Source organism: Leptothoe sp. ISB3NOV94-8A (assembly GCF_043421595.1).
In the GTDB taxonomy this organism is placed as follows: domain Bacteria; phylum Cyanobacteriota; class Cyanobacteriia; order Phormidesmidales; family Phormidesmidaceae; genus Leptothoe; species Leptothoe turfae.
The window spans coordinates 2,780,884-2,800,781 of sequence record NZ_JAXSQW010000001.1 but is presented as its reverse complement, the minus strand read 5'-3'; the positions used below and the strand labels follow the sequence as shown (position 1 = coordinate 2,800,781).

Genomic DNA, 19,898 nt, shown 5'->3' with positions numbered 1-19,898 from the left:
GTTGTCGTCAGCCCTAGCTTACAAACACTCTTTAGTTTATGTAATCAGCCCTGAACATCGATCGAGACTCTTTTCAACCAAGATCACCCATAGCCCCTACTCCCCAACCACCTGCTTCAACACCGCCTGCAATTCATCCGTTCCCATTCTGGCTCCATAGGCGGTTACCAACTGAGCGGCTGCCGTGGAGCCCAGTTTGCCAGCCTGGGGCCAGCCCAATCCGTGGGTAATGCCGTAAAGCACGCCCCCGGCATACATGTCGCCGGCACCGACGGTGTCAATGGCGGTGACTGGATGGGGAGCAATTTCCCAGACCCGTTCGCCATCAAACAGAATCGAGCCTGCGGGACCACGGGTAATGGCAAAGGTTTTAGCTAGGGTTTTGGTGTGTTCAATGGCGGTGGCAAAATCATCCGTATCTGCCATTAAAAGCGCTTCGGACTCATTGGCAAATAGCATATCTACGCCGTCACCAATCATTTCTAACAGCCCTGGCCTAAAAAATTTCACCATGTTGTAATCCGACAGAGACATGGCGACTTTGCGGCCTGCGGCTTTGGCTAGATGGCTGGCTTTAATGGCCGCTTGCTTACTGTTTTCACCGCTGACTAAAAACCCTTCCATATACGTATATTCAGCAGCGGCAATGGCTTCGGGATTGAGGTCAGCCTCAGACAGCTGGGATGAAATGCCCAGAAAGGTGCCCATGGTACGGTCGGCATCTGGAGTAATCAGCACCAGACACTTGCCCGTAATCCCCGGTTCAGGGTCATGGCTGGTCAAATTGGTGTCCACACCACAGTCCACTAGATCTTGCGTGTAAAACTGACCATATTCGTCATCGGCGACTTTGCAGCCATAGAAGGTTTTGCCGCCAAGTTGGCTGATGGCAATGATGGTATTGGCAGCAGAGCCACCACAGATACGTTTGGTTTGATGGCTATTGAGCTGTGCGATCGCATTATTCTGCACGGCTTCATCCAAAAGGGTCATCACACCCTTATCCATACCGATGGCTGCCAGCGTTTCCACTGACAGGGCGCATTCTATATCCACCAGAGCATTGCCAAGGCCATAAACGTTGTACTTCGGTGGATTGTGGGTCATGGGAGTGATTGGAGATCAAATGATTTTGCTCGCTTATTATCCCGCTGATTACGATGGGTGGCAATGAGAAGCTATACAATTCTGCGCCACAGGGTGAGTCATGATCCAGGGTGAGTGCCCATTGCCCACCCCGCTCGATAGTCTCCCATGGTGTCAGTTTGGCAAGATTTTAAAGAATCTGTCGGGGTTCGAGCAACATTCCGGACAGTTTTTACCGGGTATCGAAAAGTTGAGGACTTCAGCCTCTTGTAGGAGATTGCAAGTACCTAAAATCAGCGAACCATAGAACAAAAAACCTGTAGGACTATGAATATTTTGCACCATGGATTATCAAAATACTGGTCCTTTATCACGTTACTGATAGTAGCTTTTGTTATAGCGATATCGCCTCAGACGCTTGCCCAAGAATTGACTCCCGAAATCCCCCTCACTACGGAACTGTTTTCAGGGATTAATACTATCTGGATGCTAATTGCGGCGTTACTCGTATTCTTTATGAATGCCGGGTTTGCCATGCTTGAAGCAGGAATTTGCCGAACTGAAAATGCAACAAATATTTTAGCTAAAAACTTAATTGTTTTTTGCGTCTCAGCTACAGCGTTTTTTGTTTTTGGGTTTCGCTTTATGTTTGGCGACAGTGGAAATCCTATTTTTGGACAACTGGGAATTTTTGTAGACTCTCTCTTTCCATCGGCAGCCAATGTTAACCCTTTCCCCCAAGGTTTTGAGAATTTAAGAACCTTTTGGGGTAATCGCTCGTTTGCTGCCATTTTCTTTTTCCAGCTATCGTTTGCCGGAACAGCAGCCACCATTGTGTCTGGGGCCGTTGCAGAAAGAATTAAATTCTGGGCGTTTATCCTTTTTAGCTTTGTGCTGGTGGGTTTTATCTATCCTTTAGTTGGCTATTGGGTATGGGGGGAGAACGGTTGGCTGGCCAGCACCCTTAACTTCCATGATTTTGCTGGTTCAACCGTGATTCATTGTGTGGGTGGTGCGGCAGCGTTGGTGGGGGCTTGGCTATTGAAACCCCGAGATGGCAAATTTGGCTATGATGCGGAGACCGGCAGTTTCCCTTACGGTGAAGAAGAAGAAGAAATATTTAGGCCCTGTAACCCCGGCTTTACCACATTGGGTTGTTTAATTTTATGGGTTGGCTGGTTTGGCTTTAATGGTGGTTCAACCCGGTTTTTAGACTATGTCCCCCATGTCATCATTACCACCATGTTTGCCTCTACGGCTGGAGGTTTGGCAATTCTCTTCTATAGTCCTCTGGTTACAGGGTATAAGGTCAAACTGTCATCGATTATTAATGGCATTTTAGGGGGGTTGGTGAGCATCACAGCATCGTCAGCCTATGTTGATATTTTAGGCGCGTGCATTATTGGTGCGGTGGGAGGCATTTTGGTGCTGGTGGGTGAAAGCGTTTTGGAATCAAACCTCATGCGGATCGATGATCCAGTCAGTGCTGTGCCCGTACACCTCTTTTGTGGTGCCTGGGGAACAATTGCCGTTGGCATGTTTGCCCAGGGGTTTTCCCGCGAGTTCAACAGCGTTTATTCAGCAGCTCAGCAAACCCTGTATCAATGCCTAGGCTGTGGCTGTATCATTGCTGTAACGTGTCTGTTGAGCCTATTGGCCTGGGCAATGATCGGGCTATTTCTCTATTACCTGCGCCCGAGCATTTCATATCACGACTCAAAAGAGGCCATTGATATTTTTGTCATGGTTAGACGGGGATTGAGAGTCACTCTGGAAGATGAAAAAGCCGGTAGCGACGCGACAATTATTATGTAAGTCCAGGTTTTCAGCCCCTGGCTGATGGCTGCCAATGTAGAGGGGCTGGCATAAGGCGCAGCCCCGACAAGATTATTCATGATTCCAATGTAGAGGGGCTGGCACAAGGCGCAGCCCCGACAAGATTATTCATGATTCCAATGTAGAGGGGCTGGCACAAGGCGCAGCCCCTACGAGATTATTCATGATTTCTACACCGGATAGTTCACTAATTATTGCCTGCAAATATTTCTTTTGCCGCAGGACAACTCTCACTAACGGTTTCGTAATTTTGGAAGAAGTTTTCTAATAAAGGTTTGATTTCCTGAGATTCACCAGACGTATTACGGTTTTCTTCCCAGATACTAAATAAAAATCGAGCATCTTTGAATATTTCTGAATCAGGCCTTTCCGGGATTTGGCAAAGGCGAATAAATGATGTGTTAAATCGCCCTACTGCTGCTTTGAGAATAGCTGTTTCATAAAGGGCGCTATCTAATCGATCCTGGCAAAAACTTGACCAATTATCACCCATACGATTTTTGAGGTCTGATAGCCTTTGTAAAAGAACCTCCTGATCCTCAAAATTTTCTTGACAATAACTATCTGGCGTTGGGCTACCCTCAACAGCCTGTTGCTGAGAGCCAGATCTAAATAAAAAATACGCAAAAATAGCTAGTGCTGACAACATGAGGGCAACTGTCGATAGAAAGATAGAGGGACCAGAGGCATCTCGTTTGATGTCTTGTTTGCGCATTTTTTGACTATAAATCTAGTGGGATTTCAATGTTGAGACTATAGCTTTAAGGTCTCCTAATTCCGTATAAGAAGTACCCGTTTATTTGGTAAGGATTACAGAATTTGGATGGTTCTATTCGCCACAATAAATAAATCAAAAACATAAAGTTTTTACCAATTAAAACTCTATATTTTTGATTTATTTTTTAAGCTAAAAATTAGCTTATATATTGTGTGAACCCGTGATCTTACGGAACCGACGTCCTAACAATGCGACACCTGATCGTTGGGATTATATGTATTTACCACTCTAAACATGAGAATCCGCACATGAAAGCAGTTTTTGTATAAAAATGTGTTCAGTCAAGGGTAGATTCAAGCTTTTGTCGACACCACCATACCTGTGGCATTCTTTATATATCTGCTGTCTCCCCATTTTGAAGGAACCATGGGTTTGGAGTTCAAGTTTTTTTAAGGTTGCAGGTGCTCAAAACTGCGCATATTTTGGTAAAGAAGCGGTTGGTCCTTTGCAAAATCTATGAATTCTGATCATCAATCTAAAGAACAAGAACTCAAAAATCTGGAAGCAGAGCTCAAGGAACGCGAAATAAAGGTGCGGATGCGTGAGCTTGAATCTGAGATAGAGACGTCGACGTCGGTAAAACCTACGGTTAAACACAAGGGAGCCGTAAGCTTTGGCTGGTATAACCGTTTACCGAAACTTGTACAGTTTGGTGTGCTCGTTGTGGGTGTGATTATAGCTATACGAGTGGCCACCTGGTTGTCTGGCGTATTGTTACTGTTTGCCGTTGGCTGGGTCCTCTACAAGCTGTTTCTAGAGCGCTCTAGAAATTAATTTCTAAAGCGCGATCGCAATTAGGTTCTAGGGCGCGATCGCAATTAAAATTTCACCAGGGCCTGAGGTGGGCCATCCCACTGTCCACACCATAGCTCCCTAACGTATGGCCGCTATTACATCACATTTTCCGCTCATCAACTCCCTGAGAAAAGCGGTAGGCCTGCTCGACCCAACGCACGCTGCATTGAAGGCCGATGTGTTATATCAATGCGATCGCATCTCCCATACCACCCTACGCATCACCGTCTTTGGCCCCTTCAACTACGGTAAATCCACCTTACTCAATGCCCTCCTCGGTGAGAAAACCCTGCCCATTGATCTCGTCCCCACCACTGGGGCCGCTATCACTGTCACCCATGGGCCTGCATTGGTCAGCCGCATCACCCTCACCGATGGCACAGTCCTAGAAGAACCTGGAACAGACCTGTTGCAACGTTACGCCATTCTCGATGAGCAGCGGCAGATGCAGGCCCATGTGGCAGCGGTGGCCGTGACCTGTCCCCACCCGTTTCTGCAACCAGGCGTAGAGCTGGTGGACCTGCCGGGCACCGACGATCGAGAAGCGCAAAATGAGCGGGTGTACGCCAAACTGATGGAGACCGATGTGGTGGTGCAGCTCTTGGATGGTCGTAAGCTCATGACCCTGGCAGAGCGAGAGCATCTGCGGGACTGGCTGATGGACCGAGGCATTACCACAGTGCTATTTGTGGTGAATTTTCTCAATCTTATGGAACCTGAGGAACGCAAACAGGTCATGTACCGTTTGCGATTGCTAGCCCAAGACTTTCGAACAACACTGCCGGATGGTGTGAGTAATCTCTATGCGGTGGATGCTTTACCAGCTCTGCGGGCACGCCTTAAAGGAGATATGGCTGCTGCCACCCAGGCCGGGTTACCAGCATTGGAGTCGGCTTTGCATAGGTTGGTACAGGTCCGTTTACCGGAGCTGGCTGTTCATCGTATACCGCGATTGTTGCCCTTAGTGTGCCAGGTGCACCAGGCTCTGCAACAACAGCTGCAATCTCTTAATGCAGCCCCCCAACCCGATGCCCGTCGTATGGCCATTCAACAACGGGCTCAGCAGCTGATACAAAAGGGGTTTCAGCAAAGTGTGATGGATTTGCAAGATTGGCTCAGCTTAGAGAATCTGTTAAATCAATATCAATATGTTTTTGCGGCCTCTCTTCAAGCGGGCACGGCCCCCCTATGGTTAGAAGAGAGATTACAACCTGTCTGGAAACAAAAAAAGCGAGCGGTTGCCGACTGGGTTTATAAAGCCTGTGATTTTTTTGAGCAGCCACGTCCGGTGGATCTGTGGGTCGGTTGGCAGCGACCCGATGAGACTGTGCAGCCGACAGCCGACCCCAGTGAACCGGAGACAAGTCAGGGGGATGGGATGGCGTCGGTGGCGATCGCCACCGGCCTGGGCTGGGTGTTAGCAGGTCCCATGGGGGCAGCTGTGCTCGGTGGCACCAGCCACTTGCTCAATCGCGCCGGGCGTACAAAGAAAGCGTCGGAACCAGAGCCATCCGTGTCACCCCAGGCTAGCCGTGAAGCTGCCCGTGAGTACCTGGCCCATTTTTCTAAAACCGCCCTGGATGCCCTTGCCTCCTATCAAGAGCGGGCTCAGCCAGTTATGCAGATGGCCATTACAAAACCAGTGTCCGTAGACCAACAGGCTGGCCAACGGACACTACTGGAAAATATTTTGATAGAACTGCAACAGCTACAGGAAGAATTTAACTATTGAACGTCAGAACCGGGTGGCGGTAACGTAATTGTTCTATCTACCTCAACGGAGTCAACACCGGTAACCTCAGACAACGAAGACATGCTGTCTGAGGCTACTGAGCCGGTAACAATGCCGAGGGTTGTCAAGGTTTGCTCCACGTCAAGGCCTGCTGCCTTTAGCTGTTCAGTGACCTCATCAATCTGTTCGATGTGAGCGTCATCGATTGATACCGTTACCTTGACCTTATCCATGTCTGCTCCTGGGTTTGCATTTATAGCGTCTGACCCTTGGGGCCAACAGCCCACTAGGCTGACTGTCACGATGGCAACAATTAGCCAATGAATCAGTTGTCTAGCCCACCTAGTGTTTCTCATATCTCCCATTGTCGCTGCTGATCTCAATAAAGAATAAAGATCAGCAGCAATTCTACAAATGTAACAGCGCTAATAACAATAACGTTACTGCAACGGTGCCTGGACTAATCCGATGCCAACATCGGTACCAGCTAGGCCCAAGCGTTGGGCATCACGCATTAGCCAGGCCCAGAGTTCCATGCCCCGTGCCCCAGTGGCCTCGGCATAGAGAGCGGCAATGCCGGATACGTGGGGCGTAGCCATGCTGGTCCCGCTAATCTTTCTATAGCGATCGGGCATGGGCCATGTGGAATGAACCGCAACTCCCGGTCCAGCAATATCCACTTGGCCACCGTCCAGATTAATGGTGCCGTTGGAGAAGGGTGCCACCTGGAGCTGATTGTCTAGGGCACCCACCGCCATTAAAGATGGCGCATTGGCTGGGTAACCCACTGGATTAGGTGGATTTAGGCGTCTACCAGTGGCGCGGTCTCTGCTTTCATTACCGGCTGCCGCAATAATTAGAGAGCCACGATTCAAGGCCCGTTGTCCCACCCGCTCATAGATGGGTGAGTAGGTATCTCCTGGGCGGGTGGGTGCCCCCAGGGACATGGAAATAATGGCGCAACCGTTATTGACTGCCCATTCAATACCAGCCAGAATGCCACTATCTGAGCCTGAGCCACGATTACTTAAAACCTTACCGGCATAAATTTCAGCGTTATAAGCTACGCCGTAACGGGGTAGTTCCGGCGGATCCTTAGGACCACAGGCTGTACCAATGCAATGGGTGCCGTGGCCATTGGCATCCTGAACAGCCTCGCCAGCAATAAATGACCGGCTTTGGATGATGCGACCAGCAAAGTCAGGATGATTGAGGTCCATGCCTGTATCTAGCACAGCGACTTTGATTCCCAGGCCACTATGGCCTGAGTCGATTACCCGAGTTGCCTGAAGGCCCCAGGTGCTCTTGCAGTCTTGAAACTCTGGGGCCGAACCCTTATGGGCACGGGCAGCCAATGCCCCCTGGTCTGGGCCTGCTTGCTCATATAGATGGGTGGCGGCGTCGCTGTAGCCCCGTAAATAATCTGTGGATAGACCCTGACCGATAGCGTAGACGACTCGTTCTGGCTGAATTGCCAGCACATTACCATGGGCAGCGGCACTGGCTCGTACGGATTGTGCCTGATCAGGATCAAGGGGAACGACAGCGACTCCGAGATTGTCAAAAACTGACGCATTGGGGCTATCGAGTTCTGCAGACGTAAAGGCGTGACCTTCAAAATCTGCGGCTCTGGCCACACCTTGAATACCCGTTGCGCTAGATAATGCTTGAATACCCGCGTTCACATCTTCGTCGGGCAGAAGTACAAGATAGCGCCCGGTAGTTTCTATAGACATAATTCACCCTTTGATTATGTATAAGTGGTCTTAGATTCAGTCTGCGATACGATTTTGTCGCATCAAATGTCACACTTAACTCCATACAAGTTGCCAAGAAGTTATTACGGAATGGGAAAACCGAAATGTAAATTAAAGAAGAGTTTGAGTGTGGAGAAATTAGCTGGCTAATATTCGTATAACCCTTGCAGAGAAAGCTTTTTAGGATATTTTTTAATTTGTCCTAAAAATGATTTGAGAGTAAACAATCTTTTTGAAAATTCAAATATTATTAGGGCTCAAACTTTTATTTTCTGACGTTCTATGGCTAAAAAGGCTGTTTTGACCCATTAAATTGATCTAAAGCTTAAAAAATATAACTAAAAACTGATTTACTCTTAAAAATAAGCGTCTCTATTGCTCTTCTATTTTTGGAGTTCTCTTTTTATGTCACGCTGCCATTGGTGATAGGCCCACGTCAGTCCTTGTTGTGTAAACCAGAGATAGAGGGCTGTGCATAACCCCAGACCGATGGCGATCGGCCAACGTTGAGTGGTGGCGGCGGCCCAGGTCCAGCTGCTGAGGCCAAACGCTGTTCCATAGGCACAGAGGCTGCTGATCAGCGCGATCGCAACTTGCCAAAACCCTTGACGATGCCCTGTGCAAACTCCCACCCACCCACCTACAATCAAACCCGCAATAGCGCCGATCAGCACCCCTTCAGCCTGGTGTCCGCTCAACTCTCCAAGGCTGAAGGCCGCCAAAATGGCGATGGATGATGCGCCGCTGACTAAGCTAGTTAATCTTTGGGGAATAAAGTTAAGAGACTGCATCCCTACAGTGGCTCCAGCAATGGCTAAAAAGCTACCGAGGATAAGGGCCAAACTCCATTGGGGACTGCTGGGAGCCAGACCCAAGACGCCGAATAGTAAGCTGCTGAGGGCATGGAACGTGAAGAGTGCGATCGCAGCTAACCCAGCTACACGTAGCGTCATTTGCCAATTGTGACGATGGGCCATAAACAGTGACTTTTCCTAAGGAACGTGTTTAGAGTAGCTACAGACTAACCCAAACCCATGCAACCCAAAAATGCTCTAAATGATCTAATAAATACATCTACAACAACAAACTTATACGGAGATACGTTTCTCACTGAGACTAATGGAACAGATTACCCCTCCCCCTGGTCTAGCTACGGTGTACACACAAGTGATCGAAAATGGCGATTACATTGCATCACCCCCTCTAACTCCCTCCCGTGTATACATAAGTAGGAGAGCTAGCTCTAGATTTCGAGCCCTCATCCCCCAACCCCTTACTCCCTGGGGGAGAAGGGGGGCCTGGCCTCAAAGTCCTTCGCCCCCAGGGAGAAGGATTTAGGATGAGGGCCAATTCAAGGACAGGCCTACCTTTTGGGACATTAGTCTTCTAGATGTGTATACACAGTAGTCTTAACAAGAGGGGATTAAGGGGGGGTAAGGCAGGATTTTGAGCCATCTGCCGAGATGCATGTACACAGTAGCCTGGTCCAGGGAAACAACGGCTTGGTTGAGGTGAAAATAAGCAGATAGCAGCGTTTGTGCAATAAACATCTATGTCTCGTTGGCGTCACCTAAAAACAGGATTACTTTGGTTCGCATTCTTGCTGCCAATTGCGCTCCATGGCTCCACGGTATGGCGTCGCCCTCACCTCACTGAAATTAATCGCCAGCCACTATTTCAGGGCATTATTTACAGCCGCCGTACCCGTGAGCAACCGCGACCCAATATCATTCACATTATCGATATTGATCTGACGACTGCTGGATTGCGACCGTTGGTCACCCCCGTGAATCCGCAGGCAGATCTGAAAAAATATGGTACGAAAAGCCATAGAGCGGTGGGGCAAAAAACGTCAGCATTTTTACAAACCCACGGACTACAGCTAGCCGTGAATGCTAACTTCTTTTCTCCATTTAAAGAGGTTACTCTCTGGAACTATTACCCTCGTCCTGGAGAACCGGTCAATTTAATGGGGTTATCAATGTCTAACGGCAACGTGGTTGCCCCAGCAAATCCTGATCAGCCACCGGTACCGACGCTGTGTTTTATGAATCAGCGAGCCGTTATCAACGCCGATGGCACCTGTGAAGACAACACTCAACAGGCGGTGGCAGGCAATCTGATGTTGTTGGAAAATGGTCAGATCACCACTCAGCTGCAAGACCGACTCCAGTATGAAGGGAAAAAGCCCTACTCATTTACCGTGGCAGCCTTAGATGCCACGGGTGCTCGTCTATGGCTGGTCCTGGGTGATGGCAAGCAGCCTTTTTACAGCGAAGGGTTGACCGTGGGCGAAGTGACCGCCCTGGTACAAGAGTTGGGCGCTGATACAGCTTTGCGCTTAGATGGTGGTGGTTCAACAACGTTGGCCGTGTCGTCACCCAGGGGTCCCACCCTACTTAATACGCCTATTCATGGCAAAATCCCTGGTCAAGAACGACCGGTCGGTAATCATTTAGGCTTTTTTGCTGACCCCATAGAACCGTAGAGGGCATGAGTTCTGAACCCATTAATCAGGAGAAAGCCAGCTTACGGTACGCACCTTGTCCAATGCCAAAACTGTAAGCCCAGGCTTGATATTCCCTACAAAAAAAAGGGAGGGAGTTTCCCCCCTCCCCTATAGGTAACGAATCAAATCTCAACCAATTGAAACTCTGGCAATTGCTAATTTAGGGGCTGCACTAGTCTAGAGCTCTTGCTATTTGACGGTGTTTTACACCTAACGTCAGCCCGAAGATCAGCAATGCCCAACCCAGATTTATGCGGCGATAGCGGGTGCTGTCAGCGCAACGGGAGCGGCTTCTCCAGATGCCAAATCCAGGGGAAAGTTGTGGGCATTACGCTCATGGATGACTTCAATGCCTAAATTGGCGCGATTCAGCACATCGGCCCAGGTATTCACCACTCGCCCTTCACTGTCTAGAATGGACTGGTTAAAGTTGAACCCATTGAGATTAAAGGCCATGGAGCAGATGCCCAGGGAGGCGAACCAAATCCCGACCACCGGCCAGGCGGCCAGTAGAAAGTGCAACGAGCGACTGTTATTAAACGAAGCATATTGAAAGATCAAGCGTCCAAAGTAGCCATGGGCGGCGACCAGGTTATAGGTTTCTTCTTCTTGACCAAAGCGATAGCCAGCATTTTGGGATTCAAGTTCGGTGGTTTCCCGCACTAACGACGAGGTGACCAAGGAGCCATGCATAGCCGAGAACAAGGCCCCCCCGAAGACACCGATGACCCCCAGCATATGGAAGGGATGCATGAGAATGTTGTGCTCGGCTGTAAACACAATCATAAAGTTGAAGGTGCCCGAGATGCCGAGCATCAAGCCATCTGAAAAACTGCCTTGGCCGATGGGGTAAATCAGTAACACAGAAGTAGCCGCTGCCACTGGAGCCGAATAGGCCACGGCAATCCAGGGTCTCATGCCTAAGCGATAGCTCAGTTCCCACTGACGGCCCATGTAGGCATAGGCAGCAATGAGAAAGTGAAAGATAATCATCTGGTATGGGCCACCGTTGTAAAGCCACTCATCTAGACTGGCGGCTTCCCAGATGGGATAAAAGTGGAGGCCAATGGCATTGGAGGAGGGCACCACGGTGGCGGTAATCATATTGTTGCCGTAGAGCAAGGAGCCGCTAATGGGCTCTCGAATCCCATCCATATCCACGGGGGGTGCCGCCACCATGGCCAGGACAAAAACAACCGTAGCGACCAGGGCTGTGGGAATCAAAAGGGTCCCGAACCAGCCAACATATAATCGATTTTCAGTGCTGGTGATCCATGCGCAAAAGCGTTCCCATGGACTAACGGATTGATACGGTCGAAGTGTATGCATCATGAATCCATTTGGTATGTAGCGAAACAAAATTAAAAGCGCTCATTGAGCTATATAAATATATAACTGAATGGTTATCTAATTGTCAATTTTTTTTCTGACATTTTACGAGTTTTTTGTTGGCGTTATCCCTTAGAGGCTAGTCAGGCCCTTGACTTAGCCTCTAAGGGATAAACATAAGCACAAAGCCCGATGAAGCGTTTGGATGGGGCGATGAGTGATGAGTAACGGACGGTAATCTAGCGGTGATTTAATGGCAAACGCCTAAACTGATTGAGAGAATTGACGAATTTTGCGATTTCTCAAATAGGTATCAAATACAGCGGCAATGTTTCTGATCAGTAAACGCCCCGCTGGTGCCACTTCAATGTGGTTAGGGGTGAGTCGTACCAGACCATCTGCGGCCAAGGTTTCTAAATCCCGACGTTCGCGGGCAAAATATGTATCAAAATCCTGCTCAAAATTGAGGTGGTATTTATCTTCAATCGCGGCTTTCGATAGCTCAAACTGACACATTAATTCCATGATGATAGCCCGCCGCAAAATGTCGTCCTTGCTAAGAACAACGCTGCGTTCAATGGGAAGGTGTTTGGCTGTGAGCTGATCCGTCGGCGATGGTGCGATCGCATCATAAAACCCCTTCAGCCGTTTATAATTCTGGGTATAGACATTTTGAAACATACTAATGGCAGTTATGCCAAAGGATAGAAGATCGGATTCAGGCTGAGTGGTATATCCCTGAAAGTTGCGATGTAGCTGACCAGTTTGTTGCGCCAGGGTCAATTCATCATCAGGTTTAGCAAAATGATCCATGCCAATAAACTGATACCCATGGTGAGTCAGCTGATCAATGGACATATGTAAGATATCGAGCTTTTCCGATGGGGATGGTAATGTAGCCGGATCAATGTGTTTTTGCTGCATTGGTAATAAATGCGGCAGATAGGCAAAGTTAAACACTGCAATCCGATCTGGGTCTAGCGCCAGGGTTTTAGTAATGGTATCGCTAAATGTGGTTAGGGACTGGTATGGAAGGCCATAGATCAAGTCAACATTCACACTATCAAAGGCCGCTTCTCGCATCCAATCCATCACCTGGAAAAGCATGTCTTCTGGCTGTAGACGATTAATCGCCACCTGCACCCGGGGGTCAAAATCTTGAATGCCAAAGCTAATGCGGTTAAAACCAATCTCTCGCAAGCCTAGTATATAGTCACGGCTAAGGGTGGCAGGATTCACCTCAATGGAAACCTCTGCATCTTGAGAAAAGGAAAACTGTTGGTGCAAAACTTGCCAAAGTCGATCCACCTGCTCAAGGGTTAGATAATTGGGAGTCCCACCACCCCAGTGAAGCTGGTTGACCACTCGTTGTGAATCGGTTAAGCTTGCAACCTGCTCAATATTACGAATGAGAGCGTCCAGATAAGGATTTGTCACCGCTGTATTTTGGGTGACAATTGTATTACATCCACAGAAATAACAGGCGCTCTGGCAAAAGGGAATATGACAGTAAAGGGAAAGCGGTGTTTGTTTGTAGTTCCCTGTGGCAAACGCTGCATCCACCACATGGGCATTGAATTGATCCGTTAACTCAGTCGCTGGAGGATAGCTGGTATAACGGGGTAAGGGCTGATTATACTTTTGAATTAAATCGGCATCAAATTCAACGGTTTGAAGCAAAGATTTCATGTCTATCTCAGATTGAAGAGCGAAAAAACCCCCCGCAAAAGGGGGGACATGGAGGTTCATACAAGAGGAGATTTCTGAAGCTCAGCAGCTAGTCTGCTTATACCATTTCAGGAGACTGGTGATGGTGGCGATGTTCTGTACTGCCAGACTTATCTTGGCGAGTGACTAGATCAAAAACATGATCACCAATAGCCTCCTTCACCAACGGTTCCAGTTCATGCATAACATCTCGATTAATCTGAAAGGCTAAATTCGCTTCATCCACAATTTGCTGTGCCAGACTGGTTTCGATTGGTAGAGAATTGAGGTTGTTTCTATACTTTTCCTTGAAGGCTCGTCGAGATTCCACTGTGGGGATATCTAAAAATTCGTAGAAGGCTGTTCCCACACCATTTGGCAGATCCAGGGCGGAGCGAGTAATGGCCTTTAACCCTTGCCCACCAGAGAGATCACCCATATAGCGGACATAGGAATGGGCTATGAGCAACGCAGGATTCTGTTTAGCCACCTCACGAATGCGCTCTACATAACGAAGCCCTTCGGGAGATGCAGCAATTTCATCACGCCAATTATCACCATAGTAGAAGGCAAGGTCTTTTTCTAATTGAGGGACCCGCTCTAATAAGGGAAAATACATGGGACCCACCACAGAATGTTGAGCATGGCCACGCATTTCTTCTTCCAAGGCACTATAAACAAAGTACAGATTAGCCATCAATTTCCGAAAGGGTTCCTTTTCAAGAATCCCTTTGAGAAAACATTTCATAAACGCTGTATTTTCCGCCAGGGTATGGGATTGTTGGGTTCCTTCTCGAAGACAGGATGCTAAATTGTGATCCATTGTAAATACCTCAAATGATTAATATTGATCAAGCGGAGACAATCTTAAACAGAACGATTGGAAGAGAAAAGGCAAGGGATAGGCAACGTACTCAGGAGTTTGGAGCCTTCCTGAGTAAAAGTCTCTCTAGATGATTAGTGTAGTTGGAGATCCCCATTGTTATCCCTTGCTGAGCAGCTTTGACAATTAAATCAAGGCGTTGGCACCCAGTTCACCCAATCCTGGGGCTTGAGAAAGAGATTAGTCAGCTCAGCTTCTGGTGTATCGGCTTCGGTCTTATAGCCATACTGCCAGCGAGTCAGAGGCGGTAGCGACATCAAAATAGACTCAGTTCGACCATTGGTCTGTAAGCCAAATATAGTACCCCGATCATAAACCAGGTTAAATTCGACATAACGTCCCCGACGATAGAGCTGAAACTCGCGCTCGCGCTCACCATAGGGTTTATTCTGATTACGCTCTGCAATGGGTAGATAGGCTGGCAAAAATGCATTGCCACAACTTTGCACAAAGGCAAACCAATCTTCCCAGCTGAGGGTCACTGGACCTACCTGCTGGCTATAGGCGGCCGCATCTCCACTTAAATTAGGACCTGAGTAGAGATTGCCACGGTAATCCAGATAGTCAAAGAAGACACCGCCCACACCCCGCGATTCTTGACGATGCTTAAGATAGAAGTATTCATCGCACCAACGCTTAAAAGCAGGGTAGAACTTCGGATGATGAGCATCACAGGCCCGTTTTAAGGTGGAGTGAAATTGGATCACATCCTCAATCGTGGGATAGTAGGGGGTTAGATCCACACCGCCACCAAACCACCATACAGAGCCAGCTTCAAAATAACGGTAGTTGAGGTGCACTGTGGGCACGTAGGGATTACGCGGGTGCAACACCATGGAAGTACCTGTCGCATAAAATCCATTCCCTGCAGCTTCTGGGCGTTGACTTAAGATACCGGGGGGTAAGGTATCTCCCCACACTTCTGAAAAGTTTACGCCACCCTGCTCAAAAACTTGCCCATCCTGAATCACCCGGGTACGACCACCGCCACCGCCATCACGCTGCCAGTTATCTTCTTGAAATTTTGCTTTGCCGTCTAATTGCTCTAGGGCAGAACAAATATCATCCTGCAATGTTTGCACATATTGCTTGAAGCGCTGACGCCCATCGCTGGGTGGCAGAACTGGAACATCAGCGGCAGACGCAGTTGCCTTAGCTTTTGGTAGGTTGACTTGAAGACTCATGGATCAAATCTTTCTCAACGGGTTTAGCTTTAATCACCGTATAGCGATTAAGCAATTTAACCTTATGTTTGTTTTCAAAACTTTACTTTCTAAGGATAGTTTGGGTCTCTGGGACGATCACCAAACCATAGTTACCCGAGGGAAAAAAATTGATGCATCTAGGGTTAACGATGTTGCTAAAAGAATTCGAGAAAATAAAAAAATATGACGTCTATGTTATCTGTACTGAATCAGCCTATGCTTTTAATAGCTATAAAGCTATGAATGATATCTGAGGAAAAAAATTGTATGGTCAGCACTGCATCATCCCCTGAGAACATCGCCACAAGCCGAAAATCCCAGGTTGAGGAAAATTTACTGACCCCTCGTTTTTACACCACTGACTTTGAAAAAGCTGCCAATTTAGATCTTTCTAGCGGGGAGGAGGATCTGAAAGCCATGCTGTCAGAGATGAAGGCTGACTATAATCGCCATCACTTTGTGCGTGATGATGCCTTTAAGCAAGTCTGGGATCATATTCAAGGGGAAGAGCGGGAGGCCTTCATTGATTATTTAGAGCGCTCCTGTGTTTCAGAGTTTTCAGGGTTTCTGTTATTTAAAGAACTGTCGCGTAAGCTGAAGGGACGCAGTCCGATGCTGGCAGAGATCTTTGCGCTGATGGCTCGAGATGAGGCTCGCCATGCTGGTTTTCTGAATAAAGCCATGGCGGATTTTAATATCTCATTAGATCTCGGTAAGCTCACCAAGAAACGTAACTATACGTTTTTTCCAGTGGAGTGGATTATCTATGCTGTGTATCTATCGGAGAAAATTGGCTACTGGCGCTATATTTTGATCCATCGCCATTTAGAGCAGCATCCTGAAAATAACTTTTATCCGCTGTTTAACTACTTTGAGAGCTGGTGTCAGGATGAGAACCGCCATGGCGATATCTTTAAGGCATTGTTGCGATCGCAGCCCAGCATGTGGAACACCTGGAAATCTCGCCTCTGGAGTCGCTTCTTTTTGCTATCGGTTTTTGCTACCCACAGCCTCACCGTCCACGAGCGCACCAAGTTTTACGAATCCCTGGGTCTCAATGCCACCCAGTTTGATGTCGACGTCATCCGAGAAACCAACAACACCTCAGCCCGTGCTTTTCCCGTGATTCTCGATGTGGATCATCCCGAATTCTTTAAGCGCCTCGATCGATGTGCTGCCCGAAATCTAAAAATGAAGACCATTGCCGAGAGTTCAGCGCCTAAGGTATGGAAGTTCTTGCGAAAAGTTTCCCTGGTGGCAGGTACTGTAGGAGATTTATTGCGTCTATATATGCTCCGTACCATCGATACTGAAGCGATGAAAGGGACGATACGCTAGGGTAACAATGAAGGCAAAGCATCATGGCTTCCACATCGTTTAATCCCATTTATGGTCCAGTACCATCATGGCAGTTTGGTCAATCTTTAGGGATTGATCCTGTTGGACCCATTTCAACGTGTTCCTTTAATTGCATCTACTGTCATCTGGGCAATATTCAACACAAAACGAGCCAGCGTCAAATCTTTGTGAGTACCCCGCAAATTTATCGAGCCCTTACAGACTTGCTGCCCTTGGGGGCCATTGATGTTGTCACCCTCAACGGCAGTGGAGAGCCCACATTAGCGCTCAACCTGGGTGAAATTATCGCCTGTATTAAAGAACAGACAATGGTGCCGATTACGGTTCTAACCAATGGTAGTTTGCTGAGCGATCAGACTGTTTGTGCTGATCTACAGTTAGCCGATCACGTTGTTGTGAAGCTAGACGCCATATCCCAGCAGCAACTTCAGGGCATCAATCAGCCTGTTGCACGGCTTCGTCTGAAATCTATTTTTCAAAGCCTTTGCCAGTTCTCTAACAGCTATTCAGGCAAACTCACCCTCCAAACAACACTCTCGAATCTGTGGGACTCACAAAGTCAAGCTAAGTATATTCAGATGATCCAAGATATTTTGCCCGATACGATTCAACTGAACGTGCCCGCTCGACCTTGTTTAAAGAGACAGCAGCAAAATGCCAGGGAAAATCAACTGTCCATCACCACATTCAATGCAGAACCAACGCTCAAATGTATCAGTACAGAGTACTTAAGGGAGTTTGCAACTAAAATTGAAGCCTGTTTAGGCATCCCCACAAACTATCCAACCATTGATGTGGAAGAACTTAGATCTAACTAATACCCAATGGCAGAAATTTGGCAGCTATTGCATCCCCCCATCACCCCATATTGCTTGCCTTTTTGCAGATTTGAGTCACACGCTTTTAAGCGGTGCAGTTATCCAAGGAGCCAATTTATCCCAGACTAAATCGTTTACAATATACAGACCTGTCTACACGATCGGAACTAACTGGTTATAGCGCCTATGCCGCCTCGTACTAAACGCCCATCTGCTCGCGATCGCATCCTGACGGCTGCTTCTGAACTCTTCTACAAAGAAGGCGTTCAAAACGTTGGCATTGACCGCATCATTGCCGAGTCGGGTGTTGCCAAAATGTCCCTCTACAATAACTTCAAGTCCAAGGATGCCTTGATTGCAGCCTATCTTCAGCAGCAGGATGAAAGTTGGGGCAACTGGTTTACACGCCGGGTAGAAGAAATTACCACCGAGCCTCGCGAACGTCTGCTTGTTGTCTTTGATGTGTTGCAAGAATGGTTTGAAGCACCCAACTTTCGCGGCTGTGCCTTTATCAATTCTGCTGTCGAACTGGCCGATCCAGATCACCCTGGCTACCAGGTATCCCTCAGACATCAGCAAGTGATTAAAGATTATCTGCTCAGCCTGGTCAAAGCAACGCAGCATCCGAATCCAGAAATAATCACACAACAGCTGGTGATTTTGATCAATGGAGCAACCATTGTCGCGATGATGGAGCAATCTTCAGACGCTGCCCAACAGGCAAAACAAGCCGCAACTCTTCTAATAGAGACTGGGTATCCCTAAAGAGTCAGGATATTCGTGATGTCAAACAAGATCGACCGCTGCTACCACATTGATGAGTGGAGTGATCATCAGCAACCCCTAGTTAAAAACGTCTACGGGATTTGCTTCTTTCAATTTATTTGTTGCAATAATTCCAGAAACTGTACAAATAAAGAAAATTACGAACAGGACAAAAGCTGCTATGTTGAAGCTCATTAGAAACTTCATCTTAGTAGCTGCAGATAACGCATCATAGACAAAACAAGAAGCAATAAAACCAGGAATGTAACCCAAAATAGCGAAAACGAATACCTGCTCCAACACAATTTCCACCAAAAATCGTTGACTATAGCCAATCGCTTTTAATGTTGCATACTCCTTAGCGAACCTTGATATGTTTTGATAAAGAACTTGGTATAGTACTACAATTCCAATTAAAATCGAAAAAAGCATTGCGAAGAGAATAACTATGCCCATGGGCGAGCTAGTTTCTATAAACGCCTTGTCTTCCCTGATGAGTTCTTTCCGAGACATAATCTTCACATCGTCAGGCAGATAACTTTTTATTCGAGATATTAATTGAGGAACATCAACTCCGGGTTTGACATGAACTAAACCAGCAATAATTTCTCCTTGACCTAGGCCAAAAATTTTCAAGAAATTAGCTTCACTGGTGATTAAGTTACCATTGTAGAAGGTGCTTGCACCCATCTCAAATAAACCCACAAGATCAACTTTTTTTCTTTCAAAGCCAATACTTGTTATTTCAGTGCTCACTCTACCATTATTTTTTATTTCAGCAATTAATGAAGATAGTTCTGGACGCGACCTTCCATCCAGTAAGAAAAAATTATCATCTTTTATCTTGTCTAAATTTTCTGCCAACCCTGGCACATCCATCACATTGGGTTTGAGGGGGAAGGCAATGACTTGCATAGAAGACATGAACTTAGGTTGTTCTTCCAGCCTTTTTACGAAAATCATTGTGATATAGATAGGCGTTACCGATTCCACCTCTTCAAAGGCTAGAACTTGATTTAAGCGACGTTCCGAAAACGGTACGGCAACCGAAAAAGCTATAGAAGAGCTACTGATTAGAACAATATCACTTTGGAAACTAGCAGGAAGTTGAGTACTACTCTCTAAGAGACCTACACGGAATCCAACCTGCATGAACAGTAGAATTGCAGTAACAGCAACGCCCAGAATCGTAACAATTGTTTGGACCTTTTGGTGCAATAGTTGAGCCCAAGCGACCGAGAATGTCCGAAACATATTGAAACCTCAGAAATATGAGGGACAGGATGAAAATCTAACCTGCACAGTATGCCCTCATCAAACAGTAGCCTCTACTTACTCC

Annotated in this window: 17 protein-coding genes; 7 read left to right on the top strand and 10 right to left on the bottom strand. The window is 47.3% G+C overall.

The genetic code is table 11. From position 1 onward, the window contains the following. Nucleotides 1-96 precede the first annotated feature (96 nt). Nucleotides 97-1,107, bottom strand: a complete 1,011-nt coding sequence (locus SPB21_RS12120) for an adenosine kinase (protein ID WP_163702709.1) — start codon at nt 1,105-1,107, stop codon at nt 97-99. Nucleotides 1,108-1,413: 306 nt separating this feature from the next. Here SPB21_RS12120 and SPB21_RS12115 point away from each other — a divergent pair, with 306 nt between their 5' ends. Then, the gene (locus tag SPB21_RS12115) at nt 1,414-2,901 is read left to right on the top strand and encodes an ammonium transporter (protein WP_163702710.1); all 1,488 of its coding nucleotides are present in this window, start codon (nt 1,414-1,416) and stop codon (nt 2,899-2,901) included. Nucleotides 2,902-3,109: 208 nt separating this feature from the next. On the opposite strand, the gene SPB21_RS12110 is transcribed toward SPB21_RS12115, so the two are convergent. Beyond that, nucleotides 3,110-3,571 (bottom strand): hypothetical protein, encoded by a 462-nt coding sequence (locus tag SPB21_RS12110; protein WP_499866677.1) that lies wholly within the window; start codon nt 3,569-3,571, stop codon nt 3,110-3,112. A gap of 585 nt (nt 3,572-4,156) precedes the next feature. On the opposite strand from SPB21_RS12110, the gene SPB21_RS12105 reads away from it, so the two are divergent. Continuing rightward, complete coding sequence (locus SPB21_RS12105) at nt 4,157-4,474, top strand: hypothetical protein (protein ID WP_499866676.1); 318 nt, start codon at nt 4,157-4,159, stop codon at nt 4,472-4,474. Between the two features lie 106 nt (nt 4,475-4,580). Next, complete coding sequence (locus tag SPB21_RS12100; protein WP_499866675.1) at nt 4,581-6,227, top strand: dynamin family protein; 1,647 nt, start codon at nt 4,581-4,583, stop codon at nt 6,225-6,227. Here SPB21_RS12100 and SPB21_RS12095 read toward each other — a convergent pair. From SPB21_RS12095 to SPB21_RS12085, 3 genes are all read right to left on the bottom strand, one after another. After that, nucleotides 6,221-6,583: a hypothetical protein gene (locus tag SPB21_RS12095; protein WP_250565072.1), complete on the bottom strand. Its 363-nt coding sequence runs from the start codon at nt 6,581-6,583 to the stop codon at nt 6,221-6,223. The two genes, SPB21_RS12100 and SPB21_RS12095, sit on opposite strands and share 7 nt — an antisense overlap. Before the next feature lie 84 nt (nt 6,584-6,667). Continuing rightward, on the bottom strand, nt 6,668-7,963 hold the full coding sequence (locus tag SPB21_RS12090; RefSeq protein WP_499866674.1) for a S8 family peptidase: 1,296 nt from the start codon (nt 7,961-7,963) through the stop codon (nt 6,668-6,670). Between the two features lie 404 nt (nt 7,964-8,367). Then, a complete protein-coding gene (locus tag SPB21_RS12085) occupies nt 8,368-8,961 on the bottom strand; it encodes a hypothetical protein (protein ID WP_499866673.1) in 594 nt (197 codons plus the stop codon). 575 nt (nt 8,962-9,536) lie between these two features. On the opposite strand from SPB21_RS12085, the gene SPB21_RS12080 reads away from it, so the two are divergent. Beyond that, nucleotides 9,537-10,472, top strand: a complete 936-nt coding sequence (locus tag SPB21_RS12080; RefSeq protein WP_499866672.1) for a phosphodiester glycosidase family protein — start codon at nt 9,537-9,539, stop codon at nt 10,470-10,472. Nucleotides 10,473-10,742: 270 nt separating this feature from the next. Here SPB21_RS12080 and psbA read toward each other — a convergent pair whose 3' ends face one another. The 4 genes from psbA to hemF all read right to left on the bottom strand — a co-directional run bounded on the left by psbA (nt 10,743) and on the right by hemF (nt 15,596). Next, entirely contained in the window at nt 10,743-11,825 is a 1,083-nt protein-coding gene (gene psbA, locus SPB21_RS12075) for a photosystem II q(b) protein (protein ID WP_163667151.1), read from the bottom strand. 261 nt (nt 11,826-12,086) lie between these two features. Continuing rightward, on the bottom strand, nt 12,087-13,511 hold the full coding sequence (gene hemN / locus SPB21_RS12070) for an oxygen-independent coproporphyrinogen III oxidase (RefSeq protein ID WP_499866671.1): 1,425 nt from the start codon (nt 13,509-13,511) through the stop codon (nt 12,087-12,089). 97 nt (nt 13,512-13,608) lie between these two features. Further along, nucleotides 13,609-14,352: a biliverdin-producing heme oxygenase gene (locus tag SPB21_RS12065; protein ID WP_163667144.1), complete on the bottom strand. Its 744-nt coding sequence runs from the start codon at nt 14,350-14,352 to the stop codon at nt 13,609-13,611. A 191-nt stretch (nt 14,353-14,543) separates the two neighbouring features. Next, nucleotides 14,544-15,596 (bottom strand): oxygen-dependent coproporphyrinogen oxidase, encoded by a 1,053-nt coding sequence (hemF, locus tag SPB21_RS12060; protein WP_499866669.1) that lies wholly within the window; start codon nt 15,594-15,596, stop codon nt 14,544-14,546. 288 nt (nt 15,597-15,884) lie between these two features. On the opposite strand from hemF, the gene acsF reads away from it, so the two are divergent. The 3 genes from acsF (at nt 15,885) to SPB21_RS12045 (ending at nt 18,559) form a co-directional block, all read left to right on the top strand. Next, nucleotides 15,885-16,955, top strand: coding sequence for a magnesium-protoporphyrin IX monomethyl ester (oxidative) cyclase (gene acsF / locus SPB21_RS12055; RefSeq protein WP_163667141.1), 1,071 nt, complete (start codon nt 15,885-15,887; stop codon nt 16,953-16,955). Nucleotides 16,956-16,978: 23 nt separating this feature from the next. Then, nucleotides 16,979-17,794, top strand: a complete 816-nt coding sequence (locus SPB21_RS12050; RefSeq protein WP_163696512.1) for a radical SAM protein — start codon at nt 16,979-16,981, stop codon at nt 17,792-17,794. A 186-nt stretch (nt 17,795-17,980) separates the two neighbouring features. After that, nucleotides 17,981-18,559, top strand: coding sequence for a TetR/AcrR family transcriptional regulator (locus SPB21_RS12045; RefSeq protein WP_163667136.1), 579 nt, complete (start codon nt 17,981-17,983; stop codon nt 18,557-18,559). A 78-nt stretch (nt 18,560-18,637) separates the two neighbouring features. Here SPB21_RS12045 and devC read toward each other — a convergent pair whose 3' ends face one another. Next, nucleotides 18,638-19,813, bottom strand: a complete 1,176-nt coding sequence (gene devC, locus SPB21_RS12040) for an ABC transporter permease DevC (protein ID WP_499866668.1) — start codon at nt 19,811-19,813, stop codon at nt 18,638-18,640. Nucleotides 19,814-19,898 lie beyond the last annotated feature (85 nt).